At 72.6% G+C, this 14,704-nt stretch carries 12 protein-coding genes; 4 read left to right on the forward strand and 8 right to left on the reverse strand.

The annotated features are described in order from the left end of the window. Positions 1–120: 120 nt before the first annotated feature. Together RR49_RS01170 and RR49_RS01175 are read right to left on the reverse strand one after the other, a co-directional pair. Positions 121–621: a methylated-DNA--[protein]-cysteine S-methyltransferase gene (locus RR49_RS01170; RefSeq protein ID WP_045245995.1), complete on the reverse strand. Its 501-nt coding sequence runs from the start codon at positions 619–621 to the stop codon at positions 121–123. Continuing rightward, positions 618–2,096: a DNA-3-methyladenine glycosylase 2 family protein gene (locus RR49_RS01175; protein WP_045245998.1), complete on the reverse strand. Its 1,479-nt coding sequence runs from the start codon at positions 2,094–2,096 to the stop codon at positions 618–620. The genes RR49_RS01170 and RR49_RS01175 overlap by 4 nt, the downstream gene beginning before the upstream one ends. 91 nt (positions 2,097–2,187) lie before the next feature. Between RR49_RS01175 and RR49_RS01180 the strand changes: the two genes are divergently transcribed. Beyond that, complete coding sequence (locus RR49_RS01180) at positions 2,188–3,612, forward strand: dihydrolipoyl dehydrogenase family protein (protein WP_045245999.1); 1,425 nt, start codon at positions 2,188–2,190, stop codon at positions 3,610–3,612. 18 nt (positions 3,613–3,630) lie between these two features. Here RR49_RS01180 and purH read toward each other — a convergent pair whose 3' ends face one another. The 6 genes from purH to sucC all read right to left on the reverse strand — a co-directional run bounded on the left by purH (position 3,631) and on the right by sucC (position 10,004). After that, on the reverse strand, positions 3,631–5,235 hold the full coding sequence (gene purH, locus RR49_RS01185; protein WP_045246000.1) for a bifunctional phosphoribosylaminoimidazolecarboxamide formyltransferase/IMP cyclohydrolase: 1,605 nt from the start codon (positions 5,233–5,235) through the stop codon (positions 3,631–3,633). 29 nt (positions 5,236–5,264) lie between these two features. Continuing rightward, the gene (gene purN / locus RR49_RS01190; protein WP_045246001.1) at positions 5,265–5,858 is read right to left on the reverse strand and encodes a phosphoribosylglycinamide formyltransferase; all 594 of its coding nucleotides are present in this window, start codon (positions 5,856–5,858) and stop codon (positions 5,265–5,267) included. Between the two features lie 9 nt (positions 5,859–5,867). Continuing rightward, positions 5,868–7,217, reverse strand: coding sequence for a cell division protein PerM (locus tag RR49_RS01195; RefSeq protein WP_048809456.1), 1,350 nt, complete (start codon positions 7,215–7,217; stop codon positions 5,868–5,870). Positions 7,218–7,304: 87 nt separating this feature from the next. Beyond that, the gene (locus RR49_RS01200; RefSeq protein ID WP_045246002.1) at positions 7,305–7,745 is read right to left on the reverse strand and encodes a nitroreductase family deazaflavin-dependent oxidoreductase; all 441 of its coding nucleotides are present in this window, start codon (positions 7,743–7,745) and stop codon (positions 7,305–7,307) included. 159 nt (positions 7,746–7,904) lie between these two features. Next, positions 7,905–8,807, reverse strand: coding sequence for a succinate--CoA ligase subunit alpha (sucD, locus tag RR49_RS01205; protein ID WP_045246003.1), 903 nt, complete (start codon positions 8,805–8,807; stop codon positions 7,905–7,907). A gap of 30 nt (positions 8,808–8,837) precedes the next feature. Beyond that, positions 8,838–10,004, reverse strand: a complete 1,167-nt coding sequence (sucC, locus tag RR49_RS01210; RefSeq protein WP_045246004.1) for an ADP-forming succinate--CoA ligase subunit beta — start codon at positions 10,002–10,004, stop codon at positions 8,838–8,840. Positions 10,005–10,138: 134 nt separating this feature from the next. Here sucC and RR49_RS01215 point away from each other — a divergent pair, with 134 nt between their 5' ends. The 3 genes from RR49_RS01215 (at position 10,139) to RR49_RS01225 (ending at position 14,682) form a co-directional block, all read left to right on the forward strand. Then, positions 10,139–10,804, forward strand: coding sequence for a TetR/AcrR family transcriptional regulator (locus RR49_RS01215; RefSeq protein ID WP_045246005.1), 666 nt, complete (start codon positions 10,139–10,141; stop codon positions 10,802–10,804). Between the two features lie 78 nt (positions 10,805–10,882). Next, positions 10,883–13,246 (forward strand): ATP-binding cassette domain-containing protein, encoded by a 2,364-nt coding sequence (locus RR49_RS01220; RefSeq protein WP_045246006.1) that lies wholly within the window; start codon positions 10,883–10,885, stop codon positions 13,244–13,246. A 2-nt stretch (positions 13,247–13,248) separates the two neighbouring features. Further along, the gene (locus tag RR49_RS01225; protein ID WP_045246008.1) at positions 13,249–14,682 is read left to right on the forward strand and encodes a phytoene desaturase family protein; all 1,434 of its coding nucleotides are present in this window, start codon (positions 13,249–13,251) and stop codon (positions 14,680–14,682) included. Positions 14,683–14,704: the final 22 nt, after the last annotated feature.

Raw genomic sequence — 14,704 nt, forward strand, 5'->3', positions numbered from 1 at the left:
GATTCGGCGGGCGGGGGTTGATTCGGCGAAATCGGTGGAGGCGGGGGTGGGGGTGGAGGTGGGGGTGGATGCGACGGCGAGCGCGGCGCGCGCAGCGTGGCGCGCGCAGCGCGCGGCGGGTCAGCGCGCGGCGGCCTCGCGCGCGAGCAGCGAGCGCTTGACCTCGACGCCCCAGACGAATCCGCCCATGGCGCCGCCGGTGCGCAGCACGCGGTGGCAGGGCACAAAGAGCGCGGGCGCGTTGCGGGCGCAGATCGAGGCGGCGGCGCGCACGGCGGTCGGCGATCCGAGCGCGACGGCGAATTCGGCGTAGGTGAGCGGATGCCCCGCCGCGATCGCCCGCAGACCGGCCCACCCGCGCTGCTGCAGCGGCGTGCCCCACTGGCGCACGGGCACGGTGTCGATCGCGGCGACCTCGCCCGCGTAGAACGCCTCGACCGCGGCGGTGTGCTCGCTCGCACCGGACACGACGTCGACGCCGCGCTCGCGCTCGGGGAGGCGCGCGAGGAGGGCATCGAGGTCGGCGGTCCAGCCCGAGGCGACGACGGCGCCGTCCGGGTCGGCGAGGAGTGCGAAGGGGCCGTCGGGGGTGTCGACGACGGCGAAGGTGCGGGCGGTCATGAGGACGCCTTTCGGGGAGTCAGCGGGGCGGATACCGCACGCCACAGGTGTGCGGTGAGGTAGCTGCGCCACGGCGCGACGCGGTCCGCCCAGGCGGTGAGCCCGGCGGGATCGGCAGGGATGCCCAGCCGTGCGGCGCCGGTGCGCACGGCGACGTCGCCCGGCAGCAGCACGTCCGGGTCGCCGATGACGCGCATGCGCACATAGTCGGCCGTCCACGGGCCGATGCCGGGCATCGCGAGCAGCGCCTCGCGCTGGGCGGCGCCGTCGTCGCCGGTGGTGAGCTCCAGCTCGCCGTCGGCGAGCGCGCGGGCCGCCCCCGTGATGGCGCGGATGCGGGCGGCCGGGCCGCGCAGCACCTCGGCGCCGTGGTCGGCGATCGCGCGCATCGTCGGGAAGAGGCGGTCGGCGGTCTCGATCGGCTCGATCCGCTCGCCGAGCTCGTCGGTGAGCGTCGTGAGCGCGGTGCGCGCCGCGGCGACGGTGATCTGCTGGCCGACCATGGCTCGGATCAGCATCTCGTGCGGGTCGGCGGCGCCCGGCACCCGCACGCCCGGTGCGTCGGCGATGCTCGCGGCGAGCTCGGGATGCGAGGCGAGCGCCTCGTCGATCGCGTCGGAGTCGGCGTCGAGGTCGAACAGCCGCCTCACGCGGGCGACGAGGCTGGCGAGGTCGGCGAGGCGTTCGAGGCGGGCGCGCAGCCGCAGGGTGTCGCCGTCGCTGCGCACCTCGAACCAGGCGGTGCCGTGGGCGAGACGCAGGGTGCGGGCGAACGAGGTGGATGTCGCGACCTCGGCGCCGATCACCGCGCGCGCCGCCATCCACGCGAACACTCCGGCGGTCTCGTGCGGCGTGCGGTGCGGCAGGGCGAGGTCGATCTCGCCGTGCCCGGCGGCGACCCGGGAGCGCCGGCGCAGCCGCAGGTCGGTGGGAGCGAGCGAGAACACCTCTCGCACGGTCTCGTTGAACTGCCGGATGCTGGCGAACCCGGCGGAGAAGGCGACATCCGTCATCGACAGGTCCGTGCCGACCAGCAGCATGCGCGCGGTATGGGCCCGATGCGCCCGGGCGAGGGCGAGGGGGCCGGCGCCGAGCTCGGCCTGCAGGATGCGACCGAGCTGCCGGCTCGAGTAGCCGAGCCGGCGCGCGAGCCCGGGCACGCCTTCGCGCTCGACGATGCCGTCGGCGATGAAGCGCATGGCGCGGCCCGCGATGTCGCCGCGCAGGTTCCAGTCGGGCGAGCCGGGAGCGGCTTCGGGCAGGCAGCGCTTGCATGCGCGGTAGCCGGCCTCGTGCGCCGCGGCACTCGTGGAGTAGAACGTGACGTTGCGCTCGTGGGGGGTGCGCGCCGGGCAGCTCGGCCGGCAGTAGATGCCGGTCGAGCGCACGGCGGTCACGAACTGCCCGTCGAAGCGCACGTCGCGCGACCGGATGGCGCGATACCGCTCGTCGAAGGTGAGACTGAGGCCGGGCATGCCCCCAGCCTGGCACGGGCCGCGGCATCCGGCTCGCGGTTTTCGGACATCGCCGTGCCGGAGCGTCCCACCCCGGGGCTACCGTGAGGTCATGAGCGAACGCACCTACGACCTGATCGTGATCGGCGCGGGGCCGGTGGGCGAGAACGTGGCCGACCGCGCCGTGCAGGGCGGCCTGTCGGTCATCATCGTCGAGAGCGAGCTGGTCGGCGGCGAGTGCTCCTACTGGGCGTGCATGCCGTCGAAGGCGCTGCTGCGCGCCGGGGCGGCGCTGCGAGCGGCCCGCGACGTCGACGGTGCACGTCAGGTCACCGGCGAACGACCTGATGTCGCGGGGGTGCTGCGTCGACGTACCGGCATGACCCACGACTGGTCGGATGACTCGCAGGTGCGCTGGCTCGAGGGAGCGGGCATCGACCTCGTGCGCGGTCACGGACGCCTCGCCGGCGAGCGGCGCGTCGAGGTCGAGGGCACCGACGGCACCCGCACGACGCTCATCGCCCGCCACGCGGTCGCGGTGAGCACCGGCACAGCCGCCCTCCTGCCCGCGACTCCGGGACTCGCCGACATCGCCCCCTGGACGAGCCGCGAGGCGACCGCCGCGACCGAGATCCCCGGGCGCCTCGCGATCATCGGCGGCGGTGTCGTCGCTGTGGAGATGGCGACCGCCTACAACGATCTCGGGGCCTCGGTCGTCGTGCTCGCACGCGGCGGTCTGCTCGGCGGAATGGAGCAGTTCGCGGGCGAGCTCGTGCGCGACGCGCTCGCCGAGCGCGGCGTCGACGTGCGCACCGGCGTGAACGTCACCGCGGCGCACCGTGCCGAGAAGAACGCTGTGCTGACGCTCGACGACGGCACCCGCGTGCACGCCGACGAGGTGCTCGTCGCGACGGGACGCGTGCCGCGCACCGACGACCTCGGCCTCGAGACCGTCGGCCTCGCCCCCGGGTCGTGGCTGACGGTCGACGACACCCTGCGGGTCGAGGGCACCGACTGGCTCTACGCCGTCGGCGACGTGAACCGTCGGGCGCTGCTCACCCACCAGGGCAAGTACCAGGCGCGCGCGGCGGGCGACGTGATCGCCGCGCGCGCGACGGGTGGCGACGTCTCGGATGCCCCGTGGTCCCGGCACGTCGCGACGGCCGACCACGCCGCCGTTCCCCAGGTGACCTTCACCGATCCCGAGGTCGCGTCGGTCGGTCTCACCGAGGCGGCCGCGCGGGCGGCGGGGCGCGGCATCCGGGTCGTCGACTACGACCTGTCCTGGATCGCGGGCGCCTCCACCTACGCCGACCACTATCGCGGCCGCGCCCGCATGATCGTCGACGACGAGCGCGACGTGATCATCGGCGCGACGTTCGTCGGTCAGGATGTCGCCGAGCTGCTGCACTCCGCCACGATCGCGATCGTGGGCGAGGTGCCGGTGCAGCGGCTGTGGCACGCGGTGCCGTCGTATCCGACGATCAGCGAGGTGTGGCTGCGCCTGCTCGAGACCGATGGGCGCGCGACCGCCTGAGGCCGCGCGCCGCGCGGGTCAGTGGAAGAAGTGCCGCTCGCCCGTGAAGAACATCGTGACGCCGCGCTCGCGCGCGAGCTCGATGGTCTCGTCGTCGCGCACCGAGCCGCCCGGCTGCACAATGACCTTGACGCCCGCGTCGATGAGCACCTGCGGTCCGTCGGAGAACGGGAAGAACGCATCGGATGCCGCGACCGACCCGGCGGCACGGTCGCCCGCCCGCTCGACGGCCAGACGGCACGAGTCGACGCGGTTGACCTGGCCCATGCCGATGCCGACCGTGGCGGAGTCCTTCGCGAGCACGATCGCGTTGGACTTGACGGCGCGACCGGCCTTCCACGCGAACACGAGGTTCTGCAGCTCGTCGTGCGTGGGCATCTCGCCCGTGATGAGCTGCCAGTTCTTCCACACCGAGTCGATGTCGGCCGGGAAGCGGTCGGCGTCCTGCAGCAGCAGGCCGCCCGAGACGAGCCGCACATCCATGGGCTCCTGGCGCCAGTCGGTGGGAAGACGCAGCACGCGCAGGTTCTTCTTGAGCTTGAAGAGCTCCAGCGCCTCCGGCTCGAAGTCGGGGGCGACGATCACCTCGGTGAAGATGTCGCGCAGGTTCTCGGCCATCTTGAGCGTCACGGTGCGGTTCGCGGCGATCACGCCGCCGAAGGCCGACACCGGGTCGCAGGCGTGGGCGCGCAGGTGGGCCGACGCGATGGGGTCGAGCGCGTTCGCCGCGGTGACCGCGATGCCGCAGGGGTTCGCGTGCTTGATGATCGCGACCGCGGGCAGCACCATGTCGAACGCGGCGCGGAGCGCGGCATCCGCGTCGACGAAGTTGTTGTACGACATCTCCTTGCCCTGCAGCTGGGTCGCCTGGGCGATGCCGTGGCCGCCCGCACGCGTGTAGATCGCCGCGCGCTGGTGGCTGTTCTCGCCGTAGCGAAGCGTCGACATGCGCTCTGCGCGGATCGTGAGGTGGGCGGGCAGGTCCTCGGTCGTGAGGGTCTCCTCGGAGAACCACGTCGCCACCGCGCGGTCGTAGTCCGCCGTGTGAGCGAACGCCCGGGCGGCGAGATCGCGGCGCTGGTCGAGCGTCGTGCCGCCGGCGCCGAGCGCGTCGATGATCGCGGGGTACGACATGGGCGAGACGACGATCGCGACGTTCGCGAAGTTCTTCGCCGAGGCGCGCACCATGGCGGGGCCGCCGATGTCGATCTGCTCGACCACGTCGTCGCCCTGGGCGCCCGAGGCGACCGTCTCGACGAAGGGGTACAGATTCACGACGACGAGCTCAAACGGGGCGATGCCCAGCCCGGCGAGCTGGGCCTCGTGGGTCGCCAGCCGCAGGTCGGCGAGGAGGCCCGCGTGCACGGCGGGGTGGAGCGTCTTCACACGGCCGTCGAGCGACTCCGGGAAGCCGGTGACCGAGGCGACATCCGTCACCGCGAAGCCCGCGTCCCGGATGGAGGCCGCGGTCGAGCCGGTCGAGACGATCTCGACGCCGGCGTCGGCGAGGGCACGGGCGAGGTCGAGCAGCCCCGTCTTGTCACTGACCGAGACGAGCGCGCGCCGCACGGGCACGACGTCGCGGGGTCGGTAGTCGGCGGGATCGTGTCGGGGACCGGCCATGGAGCTCCTCGGTTCTCGGGGGTTGCGGATCAGTGAAGGGCGGGCGCGGCGAGATCGAGCTCGCCGTCGGCGATGCGGCGCACGATGTCGATGAGCAGGCGGCGCTCGACCGGCTTGATGCGTTCGTGGAGGGCGTTCTCGTCGTCACCGGGGAGCACGGGCACACGCTCCTGGGCGAGGATCGGGCCCGCGTCGACGCCGCCGTCGACGACGATGACGCTGGCGCCGGTCTGGGTGGCACCGGCGGCGAGGGCGTCGCGCACCCCGTGCGCGCCCGGGAACTCGGGCAGGAACGCAGGGTGCGTGTTGATGATGCGGGGCGACCACTCGTCGACGACGGCGGCGGGCAGCAGCTTCATGAGCCCGCTCAGCACGACGAGGCCGGGCTGCCAGACGCGCAGCTGCGCGGAGAGCTCCGCGCCCCACGCGTCGCGTTCGGCGGCGCCGCGCCACGGCACGACGAACGTCGGCACGCCGAACTCCTCGGCGTGCGCGAGGCCGTCCGCCTCGCGATCGGCTCCCACGACGACGATGCGGGCGGGATAGGAGGGGTCGGCGGCGGCGTCCAGCAGGGCTCGGAGGTTCGAGCCCGTGCCCGAGATCAGTACGGCGACCGTCAGCACCCGGTCAGTCTAACGGGGAGCCTCGGAGCCCTCGTCGCGACCGCCCGCTCCGGTGCTCGACGGGTCGGGGCGGCCGGTGCCGTCGACGTCGAACCAGGCGCTCGGCGACCCTCCCAGAGTCACCGGCGCGGGGCGATCGGCGTCGTCGCGGGCGCCGCGGGGGGCGAGCAGCAGGATGCCGCTTCCCACCGCGACCTCGATCGCGACCGCGAGCGCGACCGCGCCCGGGTCGGGACCGGTGACGGCGAGGCGTCCAGGGCCGATCGATCCGCCGGCGAGTGCGGCGAACAGCGCCGCTCCCCCGCCCGCGAGCAGTGCGATCGCGCCGGTGAGGGCGAGGAGCGCACCCCACGGCTCGTGTCCACCGATCGTGGCGGTCTCGTCGGCGACCCGGGAGCGCACGACCCACCCGGCCACCGCACCCGCCGCGATCGGCAGCAGCACGAGCGCGAGCAGCCACACGGTCCCCGATGGCGGCAATGCGGCGAGCACAGGCACGCCGGGCACGACGCCCGCGTGGGTGCCGACGGGGGAGATCGTCGAGCCGGCACCGAGCGCGAAGCCGGGGCCGGCGAGATAGGACATCGTCCAGACGATCAGGGTGGGCAGGTAGACGAGCTGGCCGAGCTCGATCATGACCGCGCCGATCAGATCGACGCCGCCCTGCTGCGCGAGGGTGACGATCGCGGTGCCCCGCACGATGACGGCGACCGCGAAGGCCAGCGCCGAGACGCCCACGAGTGCGGTCAGGGCGGTCACCGCGCCGCGCACGGCGAGACCCGGCACCTCGGGCCAGATGCCCGGCAGTGCGTCGGTCCGGGACCGCACCGCGTCGATGAGCCCGTCGTCGCCGTCGCTCCATGCGCGGGCGATCGCGCCCGCGAGGGCACCCGCGAGATAGACGAGGGGCGGGAACAGCAACGCCTGCCAGAGTGCGGCGCTCGCCAGCGGCTGCGCCCCGGTCAGCGCGATCAGCGCGGATGCCGCGGCGAACACGACGACCCCCGAGACGACCCCCGTCACCCAGGCGCCCGCCTGCGCGGCGCGCGAGCCCGATCGAGCGGCGAAGAAGAAGGTGAACGCGAGGAACGCGAGCGGTGCGAGCGAGAGAGTGAAGGTGGCGGCCGTGTCGTCGATGCCCGCCTGCACGAGGTACTCCGTCGGCAGTGTCACCGACAGCGGCACGCCGTGCCCGAGCTGCCAGACGGCCGCGGTCGCCTGCCACAGCGCGGCGGGGCCGGCGCCGCTGACGGCGGTGATCCACAGGAGCGCGAGGGGCACCACCGCGGCGCCGACGCTGATGGCCGCCGCGACGAAGGCATCGAGGGCGGCGAGGAGGGTGACGACCAGACGCTGCATGGCCTTCCGACCCTACCTGCGGCGTCCGCGCTCGCCGGGCGGGCGCGCCCGAGCTCTCAGTGCTCGATCGGGTCGAGCACGAGCAGCTCAGTGCTCGATCGGGTCGAGCACGAACAGCGCGATGCGCCGGTCGGTCTTCTTCTGGTACTCGGCGTAGTCGGGCCATGCCGCGACGGCGCGCTCCCACCACTGGGCGTACTCGTCGCCGTCGACCTCGCGTGCGGTGTAGTCGAGCTTGACGTCGGCGTCCTGCAGCTCGACGTGCGGGTTGGCGCGCACGTTCCAGTACCAGGCGGGAGGCTGCGGGGCACCGCCCTTCGAGGCGACGATCGCGTAGTGACCGTCGTGCTCGACCCGCATCAGCGCGGTCTTGCGCAGGCCGCCCGTCTTCGCGCCGACGGTCGTCAGCACGATGATCGCCGCGCCGCGAAGGGATGAGGCGTCGGCGCCGTTCGAGGCCTCGAAGGCCTCCGCCTGGGTGCGGGCCCAGTCGGCCGTGGACGGAAGGTACTCACCGGAGAGAGGCATGCGCTCACCCTAACCCCGCGCACCGCGGCGCGGGGCGGCATCCGTCATGTGCGACGCAACGGCCTCGCGGCACGGACCGATCCGCGGCGGCGCGGGCCGCGGCATCCGGGAACGACGACGGGCCGGCGGTGAACCGCCGGCCCGTCGAATGCGCTCGGATCAGAGCGACGCGATGATCTCGCGCAGCAGCGCGGCGGTCTCGCTCGGGGTCTTGCCGACCTTGACGCCGGCAGCCTCGAGGGCCTCCTTCTTGGCCTGCGCGGTGCCGGCGGAGCCCGACACGATCGCGCCGGCGTGACCCATGGTCTTGCCCTCGGGTGCGGTGAACCCGGCGACGTAGCCGACGACCGGCTTGGTGACATGGGCCTGGATGAAGGCCGCCGCACGCTCCTCGGCGTCGCCGCCGATCTCGCCGATCATGACGATCGCCTTGGTCTCGGGGTCGGCCTCGAAGGCGGCGAGCGCGTCGATGTGGGTCGTGCCGATGATCGGGTCGCCGCCGATGCCGATGGCGGTCGAGAAGCCGAGGTCGCGCAGCTCGAACATCATCTGGTAGGTCAGGGTGCCCGACTTCGAGACGAGGCCGATCGGGCCCTTGCCGGTGATGTTCGCCGGCGTGATGCCCACGAGCGACTCGCCCGGGGTGATGATGCCGGGGCAGTTCGGACCGATGATGCGGGTCGTGTTGCCCTTGCTCTGTGCGTAGGCCCAAGCCTCGGCGGTGTCACCGACGGGCACGCCCTCGGTGATGACGACGAGCAGCGGGATCTCGGCGTCGATGGCCTCGATCATGGCGTCCTTCGTGAACGCCGGCGGCACGAACGCGATCGACACGTCGGCACCGGTCGCGGCGATCGCCTCGGCCACCGACGCGAACACGGGCAGCTCGACGTCGGCGCCCGCGGCATCCTTGTGCGCGACGGTGGTGCCGGCCTTGCGGGCGTTCACGCCGCCGACGACCTGGGTGCCCGCCTTCAGCATGAGCGCGGTGTGCTTGGTGCCCTCGCCGCCGGTGATGCCCTGGACGATGACCTTGGAGTCCTTGTTGAGATAGATCGACATAGTCCTAGTTCCTTATCCGGATGCCGCGGCTCAGGCGTTCGCCAGCTCGGCGGCCTTGTCGGCGCCCTCGTCCATGCCTGCGGCGAGGGTCACGAGCGGGTGGCCGGCCGCCGCGAGGATCGCACGACCCTCGTCGACCTGGTTGCCGTCGAGGCGTACGACGAGGGGCTTGGTGGCCGCGTCGCCGAGGATCTCGAGGGCCTTCACGATGCCGTCCGCGACCGCGACGCAGCTGGTGATGCCGCCGAACACGTTCACGAACACGCTCTTGACCTGCGCGTCACCGAGGATCACGTCGAGGCCCGCGGCCATGACGGTCGCCGAGGCGCCGCCGCCGATGTCGAGGAAGTTCGCGGGCTTCACGCCGCCGTGGTTCTCACCGGCGTAGGCGACGACGTCGAGGGTCGACATGACCAGGCCCGCACCGTTGCCGATGATGCCGACCTGACCGTCGAGCTTCACGTAGTTGAGGCCGGCGGCCTTCGCCTTCGCCTCGAGCGGGTCGGCCGCATCCTTGTCCTCGAGCAGCTCGTGCTCGGGGTGACGCACCTCCGATGCGTTGTCGTCGAGGGTCACCTTGCCGTCGAGGGCGATGATGTTGCCGTCGGCGTCGAGGATCAGCGGGTTCACCTCGACGAGGGTCGCACCCTCGCCGGTGTAGACGTTGTAGAGCTTGACGAAGACGTCGGAGACCTTCTCGACGAGCTCCTCGGGGAACTTCGCGGCGCGGGCGATCTCGACGGCCTTGGTCTTGTCGATGCCGGTGAGTGGGTTCACCTCGATGCGCGCGAGCGCCTCGGGACGCTCGACGGCGAGCTCCTCGATCTCCATGCCGCCCTCGACCGAGCTGAGCGACAGGTAGGAGCGGTTCGAGCGGTCGAGCAGCACCGAGAAGTAGAACTCCTTGTCGATGCGGGCGCCGCCGGCGACCATGACGCGTTTGACGACGTGGCCCTTGATGTCGAGGCCGAGGATGGCCTTGGCCGCCTCGTACGCCTCGTCCGGGGTCTTCGCGACCTTCACGCCGCCGGCCTTTCCGCGGCCACCGGTCTTCACCTGGGCCTTCACGACGACGACGCCGCCGAGCTTCTCCGCGGCCGCCCTCACCTCTTCGGGAGTGTCCGCGACGATGCCCGGGAGTACCGGCACCTCGTACTTCTCGAATAGGTCACGTGCCTGGTACTCGTACAGATCCACAGTGCTTCCTTCGCTGGGGCGAACGGGATGACGACGCTCCAAAAGCGTCTCGACGTCGAGATAAACGACCAGTGCCCCAGCCTATACCGCGTGCCGATGTGCCTCCGCCGTGAGCGCGAGTAGGCTCGGCCTCCATGAGCGTGACTACACCGGCGGACGACGCACGCACCGTCGTCGTCCAGGCTGCGCTCGAGCTGTTCGCCTCGCAGGGGTTCGAGGCGACATCCGTCGACCAGATCGCGAAGGCGGCGGGCATCTCCCGCTCGACCTTCTTCCGGCAGTTCGGAGGCAAGGACGATGTCGTCTTCGCCGACCACGACGCGGTGCTCGAGCGCCTCCGCACCTTCCTCGATCGGGCGCACGCGGATCCGTGGGAGGCGATCTGCGAGGCATCCCTCATCGTCTACCGGCATTACCTCGCCGATCCCGAGCTCGCCCGCCGACGCTACACCGTGGTGCGCCAGGTGCCGACGCTGCGCGACCGCGAGATCGTCACGGTGTTCCGCTACGAGCGCCTGTTCGACGAGTACCTGCGGCGCGCGCTGCCGGGCATCGAGCCGCTCACGGCGGTGAGCTTCGCCGCCGAGGTCACCGCGGTGCACAACCACGTGCTCCGGCAGCTGCTGCGGGGCACGAAGCGCATCCCGACCCAGACCCTCCGCGCCGCCCTCGACGACGTGCTCGCGCGCTTCGACGTCGGCCCCTCCCCCGAGGGTGCCGACGACGACGTGGTCGTGGCGGTGTTCCCGAGACGGATGCCGCTGGCCGAGGTCACGCGGCGGCTCTCCGCCGAGCTCTGAGCCGCGGCATCCGCTGCTCTCACACCTATCGCACCGGACCCCCGCCGGCATGACGGGCGCCGCGACTACCCTGGCGTCATGACGACGCCCTCACCCGCCGCCGACGCCCACGAGTGGATCCGCGTGCGCGGCGCGCGGGAGAACAACCTCGCGGGGGTGGACGTCGATATCCCGAAACGTCGCCTGACGGTCTTCACCGGGGTGTCGGGCTCGGGGAAGAGCTCGCTCGTGTTCGGCACGATCGCGGCCGAGTCGCAGCGGCTCATCAACGAGACGTACAGCTCGTTCGTGCAGGGCTTCATGGGCACGCCGTCGCGGCCCGAGGTCGATCAGCTCGAGGGGCTGACGACAGCGATCGTCGTCGACCAGGAGCGGCTCGGCGCGAACTCTCGATCGACCGTCGGCACGGCGACCGACGCGAACGCTCTGCTGCGCATCCTGTTCAGCCGGCTCGGCACGCCGCACCTCGGTTCGCCGCAGGCGTTCTCGTTCAACGTGCCGACCGTCAGCGGCCAGGGCGCAGTCACGAGCCAGCGCGACGGCCGCACCGTGAAGGAGGTGCGCCGGTTCGAGCAGACCGGCGGCATGTGCCCGCGCTGCGAGGGCATGGGCGCGGTCTCCGACATCGATCTCACGCAGCTGTTCGACGAGACGAAGTCGCTCATCGACGGTGCGATCACGATCCCGGGCTACACGGCCGACGGGTGGATGGTGCGCGGCTACGCCGAGTCGGGCTTCTACCCGGGCGACAAGCCGATCTCGACGTTCACGGCGAAGCAGCGCGACGACTTCCTCTACAAGGCGCCGACCAAGGTGAAGGTCAACGGCATCAACCTGACCTATGAGGGCCTCGTGCCGCGCATCCAGAAGTCGATGCTCTCGAAGGACGTCGAGGCGATGCAGCCGCACATCCGCGCGTTCGTCGAGCGGGCGGTGACGTTCCAGCAGTGCCCCGAGTGCGGCGGCACCCGCCTCAACGAAGGGGCGCGCACGTCGCTCGTCGGCGGCATCTCGATCGCCGACGCATGCGCGATGCAGGTGAGCGACCTGGCGGCCTGGGCGCGCACGATCGACGACGCCTCGGTCGCCCCCCTGCTGGTCGGCCTGCGCGACCTGCTCGACTCGTTCTCCTCGATCGGCCTCGGCTACCTCTCGCTCGATCGTGCGTCGGGGACGCTGTCGGGAGGCGAAGCACAGCGCATCAAGATGATCCGCCACCTCGGCTCCGCCCTCACCGACATCACCTACGTGTTCGACGAGCCGACGGTCGGACTCCACCCCCACGACATCCGCCGCATGAACGAGCTGCTCCAGCGACTGCGCGACAAGGGCAACACGGTTCTCGTCGTCGAGCACAAGCCCGAGACGATCGCGATCGCCGACCACGTCGTCGACATCGGCCCGCGCGCCGGCACGGCGGGCGGGAACATCGTGTTCACCGGCACCGTCGACGAGCTGCGCGCCGCCGACACGCTCACCGGGCGCCACTTCGACGACCGCGCGGCGGTGAAGTCCGAGGTGCGCACGCCGTCGGGGGCGATCGAGGTGCGCGGGGCGTCGACCCACAATCTGCAGGGCGTCGACGTCGACCTGCCGCTCGGCGTGCTGACGGTCGTGACGGGGGTCGCCGGCTCGGGCAAGAGCTCGCTCGTGCACGGGTCGGTCGCGGGACGAGACGGCGTCGTGGTGGTCGACCAGGGCGCGATCAAGGGCTCGCGGCGCAGCAACCCGGCGACCTACACCGGCCTTCTCGACCCGATCCGCACGGCGTTCGCGAAGGCGAACGGCGTGAAGCCCGCACTGTTCAGCGCGAACTCAGCGGGCGCGTGCCCGAACTGCAACGGCGCGGGGGTCGTCTTCACCGATCTCGGACCGTTCTCGACGGTGTCGTCGCTGTGCGAGGTGTGCGAGGGGAAGCGGTTCGACGCGTCGGTGCTCGATTACCACCTCGGCGACCTCGACATCAGCGAGGTGCTGGCGCTGTCGGTGGCGGATGCCGCGGCCTTCTTCGCCCCCGGAGCGACCTCCGTGCCGGCGGCGTACGCGATCCTGCAGCGGCTGGTCGACGTCGGGCTCGGTTATGTGACGATCGGCCAGCCCCTCACGACCCTCTCCGGCGGCGAGCGCCAGCGGCTGAAGCTCGCCGTGCACATGGGCACGAAGGCGCAGGTGTACGTGCTCGACGAGCCGACGACCGGACTGCACCTCGCCGACGTCGCCCAGCTGCTCGCGCTGCTCGACCGCCTCGTCGACGCGGGCACGTCGGTCATCGTCATCGAGCATCACCAGGCCGTGATGGCCCACGCCGACTGGATCGTCGACCTCGGCCCGGGCGCCGGACACGACGGCGGCCGGATCGTGTTCGAGGGCACCCCCGCCGACCTGATCGCGGCCCGCTCGACCCTCACGGGCGAGCACCTCGCCGCCTACGTCGGCGCCTGACCGTGCCACGCGCGACCGTCGTCGGGTCGGGTCCGAACGGGCTCGCCGCGGCGGTCACCCTCGCGCGCACAGGCTACGAGGTGCGCGTGCTCGAGGCGGCCGCCGCCCCGGGCGGGGCAGCCCGCACGGCCGAGCTCACGCTGCCGGGCTTCCGCCACGACGTCGGGTCGGCGGTGCATCCGGCGGCACTCGCCTCGCCGTTCTTCGGGGCGTTCACGCGAGCGTCGCCGATCGACTGGATCACACCCGAGTTGTCCTTCGCGCACGCGCTCCCGGGCGGTGCCGCGGCGGTGTGGCGCTCCCTCGACCGCACGATCGAGCAGCTCGGCGCAGGCGGCCCGGCCTGGCGACGCGTGTTAGCCCCGCTCGTGGCCCGTGCCGACGAGGTCGCCCGCACGGCGACCGATGCGCTGCTCGGGATGCCGCGCCATCCCGTCACCGCCGCGCTGCTGGCCGCGCAGGCCGCCGCCGTCACCGCCCTGCCGCCGCGTGAGGCCGCCGTCCGGGCGCTGCTCACCGGCCTCGCGGCTCACGCGAACACGCGGCTGCCGTCGCCCACCGCGTCCGCCGCCGGACTCGTGCTCGGCACCTACGCGCAGGCGGCGGGCTGGCCGGTCCCGCGCGGCGGCGCGGGCGCGATCATCGACGCGCTCATCGCCGACCTGCACCGACACGGCGGCACCCTCGAGACCGGCCTGCGGGTGCGCTCTCTCGAACTGCTCGACCGCGGCGACCCGGCGCGCGGCGACCTCGTGATGCTCGACACGTCGCCGAGGCTGCTGCTGTCCTCCCCCGCGCTGCCGCGGGCGTACGCCCGGCGGGTGCGCGGGTTCCGCTACGGCGCCGGCGTCGCCAAGGTCGACCTCGCTCTCGCGGGGCCGGTGCCGTGGACGGATCCGCTCCTCGCGGGCGCCCTCACCGTGCACCTCGGTGGGGCGGCCTCTGACACCGTGCGCGCGGAGCGCATCGTTGCGAGCGGGCGGGAGCCGCGGCATCCGTTCGTGATCGTCGTGCAGCCCTCCGTCGTCGACGACACCCGCGCTCCCGCCGGGCGCGCCGTGCTCTGGGCGTACGCGCATGTTCCGGGTGGGTCGCGGCGGGACCCGCTCGAGACGGTGCTCGCCGAACTCGAGCGGCACGCGCCCGGAGTGCGCGACCTCGTGCTCGCGGCGCACACGACGACCGCCGCCGACCGTGAGCTCGGCAACCCGAACGAGGTCGGCGGGGATGTCTCGGGCGGCGCCTTCACGCTCGCGCAGGCCGTCGCGCGGCCCGTGCTCGCCGGGTCGCCGTGGCGCACCCCGCTGCCGGGGATCTACCTCTGCTCGGCGTCGACCCCGCCCGGCCCCGCCGTGCACGGCATGGCGGGCTGGCACGCCGCCCGTACGGCGCTGGCCGACGCCGGCACTCGGGTGTCCCTCGCCACGCTGTTCTGAGCACGCGCGAGCTTCCCACGCC

This window comes from Microbacterium ginsengisoli, assembly GCF_000956535.1.
Taxonomy (GTDB): domain Bacteria; phylum Actinomycetota; class Actinomycetes; order Actinomycetales; family Microbacteriaceae; genus Microbacterium; species Microbacterium ginsengisoli.

What these genes read in the sequence shown, in the direction of transcription:
- RR49_RS01170 (WP_045245995.1), bottom strand. Translation starts at nt 621, where the DNA reads ATGACCGCCCGCACCTTCGCCGTCGTCGACACCCCCGACGGCCCCTTC.
- RR49_RS01175 (WP_045245998.1), bottom strand. Translation starts at nt 2,096, where the DNA reads ATGCCCGGCCTCAGTCTCACCTTCGACGAGCGGTATCGCGCCATCCGG.
- RR49_RS01180 (WP_045245999.1), top strand. Translation starts at nt 2,188, where the DNA reads ATGAGCGAACGCACCTACGACCTGATCGTGATCGGCGCGGGGCCGGTG.
- purH (WP_045246000.1), bottom strand. Translation starts at nt 5,235, where the DNA reads ATGGCCGGTCCCCGACACGATCCCGCCGACTACCGACCCCGCGACGTC.
- RR49_RS01195 (WP_048809456.1), bottom strand. Translation starts at nt 7,217, where the DNA reads ATGCAGCGTCTGGTCGTCACCCTCCTCGCCGCCCTCGATGCCTTCGTC.
- RR49_RS01200 (WP_045246002.1), bottom strand. Translation starts at nt 7,745, where the DNA reads ATGCCTCTCTCCGGTGAGTACCTTCCGTCCACGGCCGACTGGGCCCGC.
- sucD (WP_045246003.1), bottom strand. Translation starts at nt 8,807, where the DNA reads ATGTCGATCTATCTCAACAAGGACTCCAAGGTCATCGTCCAGGGCATC.
- RR49_RS01215 (WP_045246005.1), top strand. Translation starts at nt 10,139, where the DNA reads ATGAGCGTGACTACACCGGCGGACGACGCACGCACCGTCGTCGTCCAG.
- RR49_RS01220 (WP_045246006.1), top strand. Translation starts at nt 10,883, where the DNA reads ATGACGACGCCCTCACCCGCCGCCGACGCCCACGAGTGGATCCGCGTG.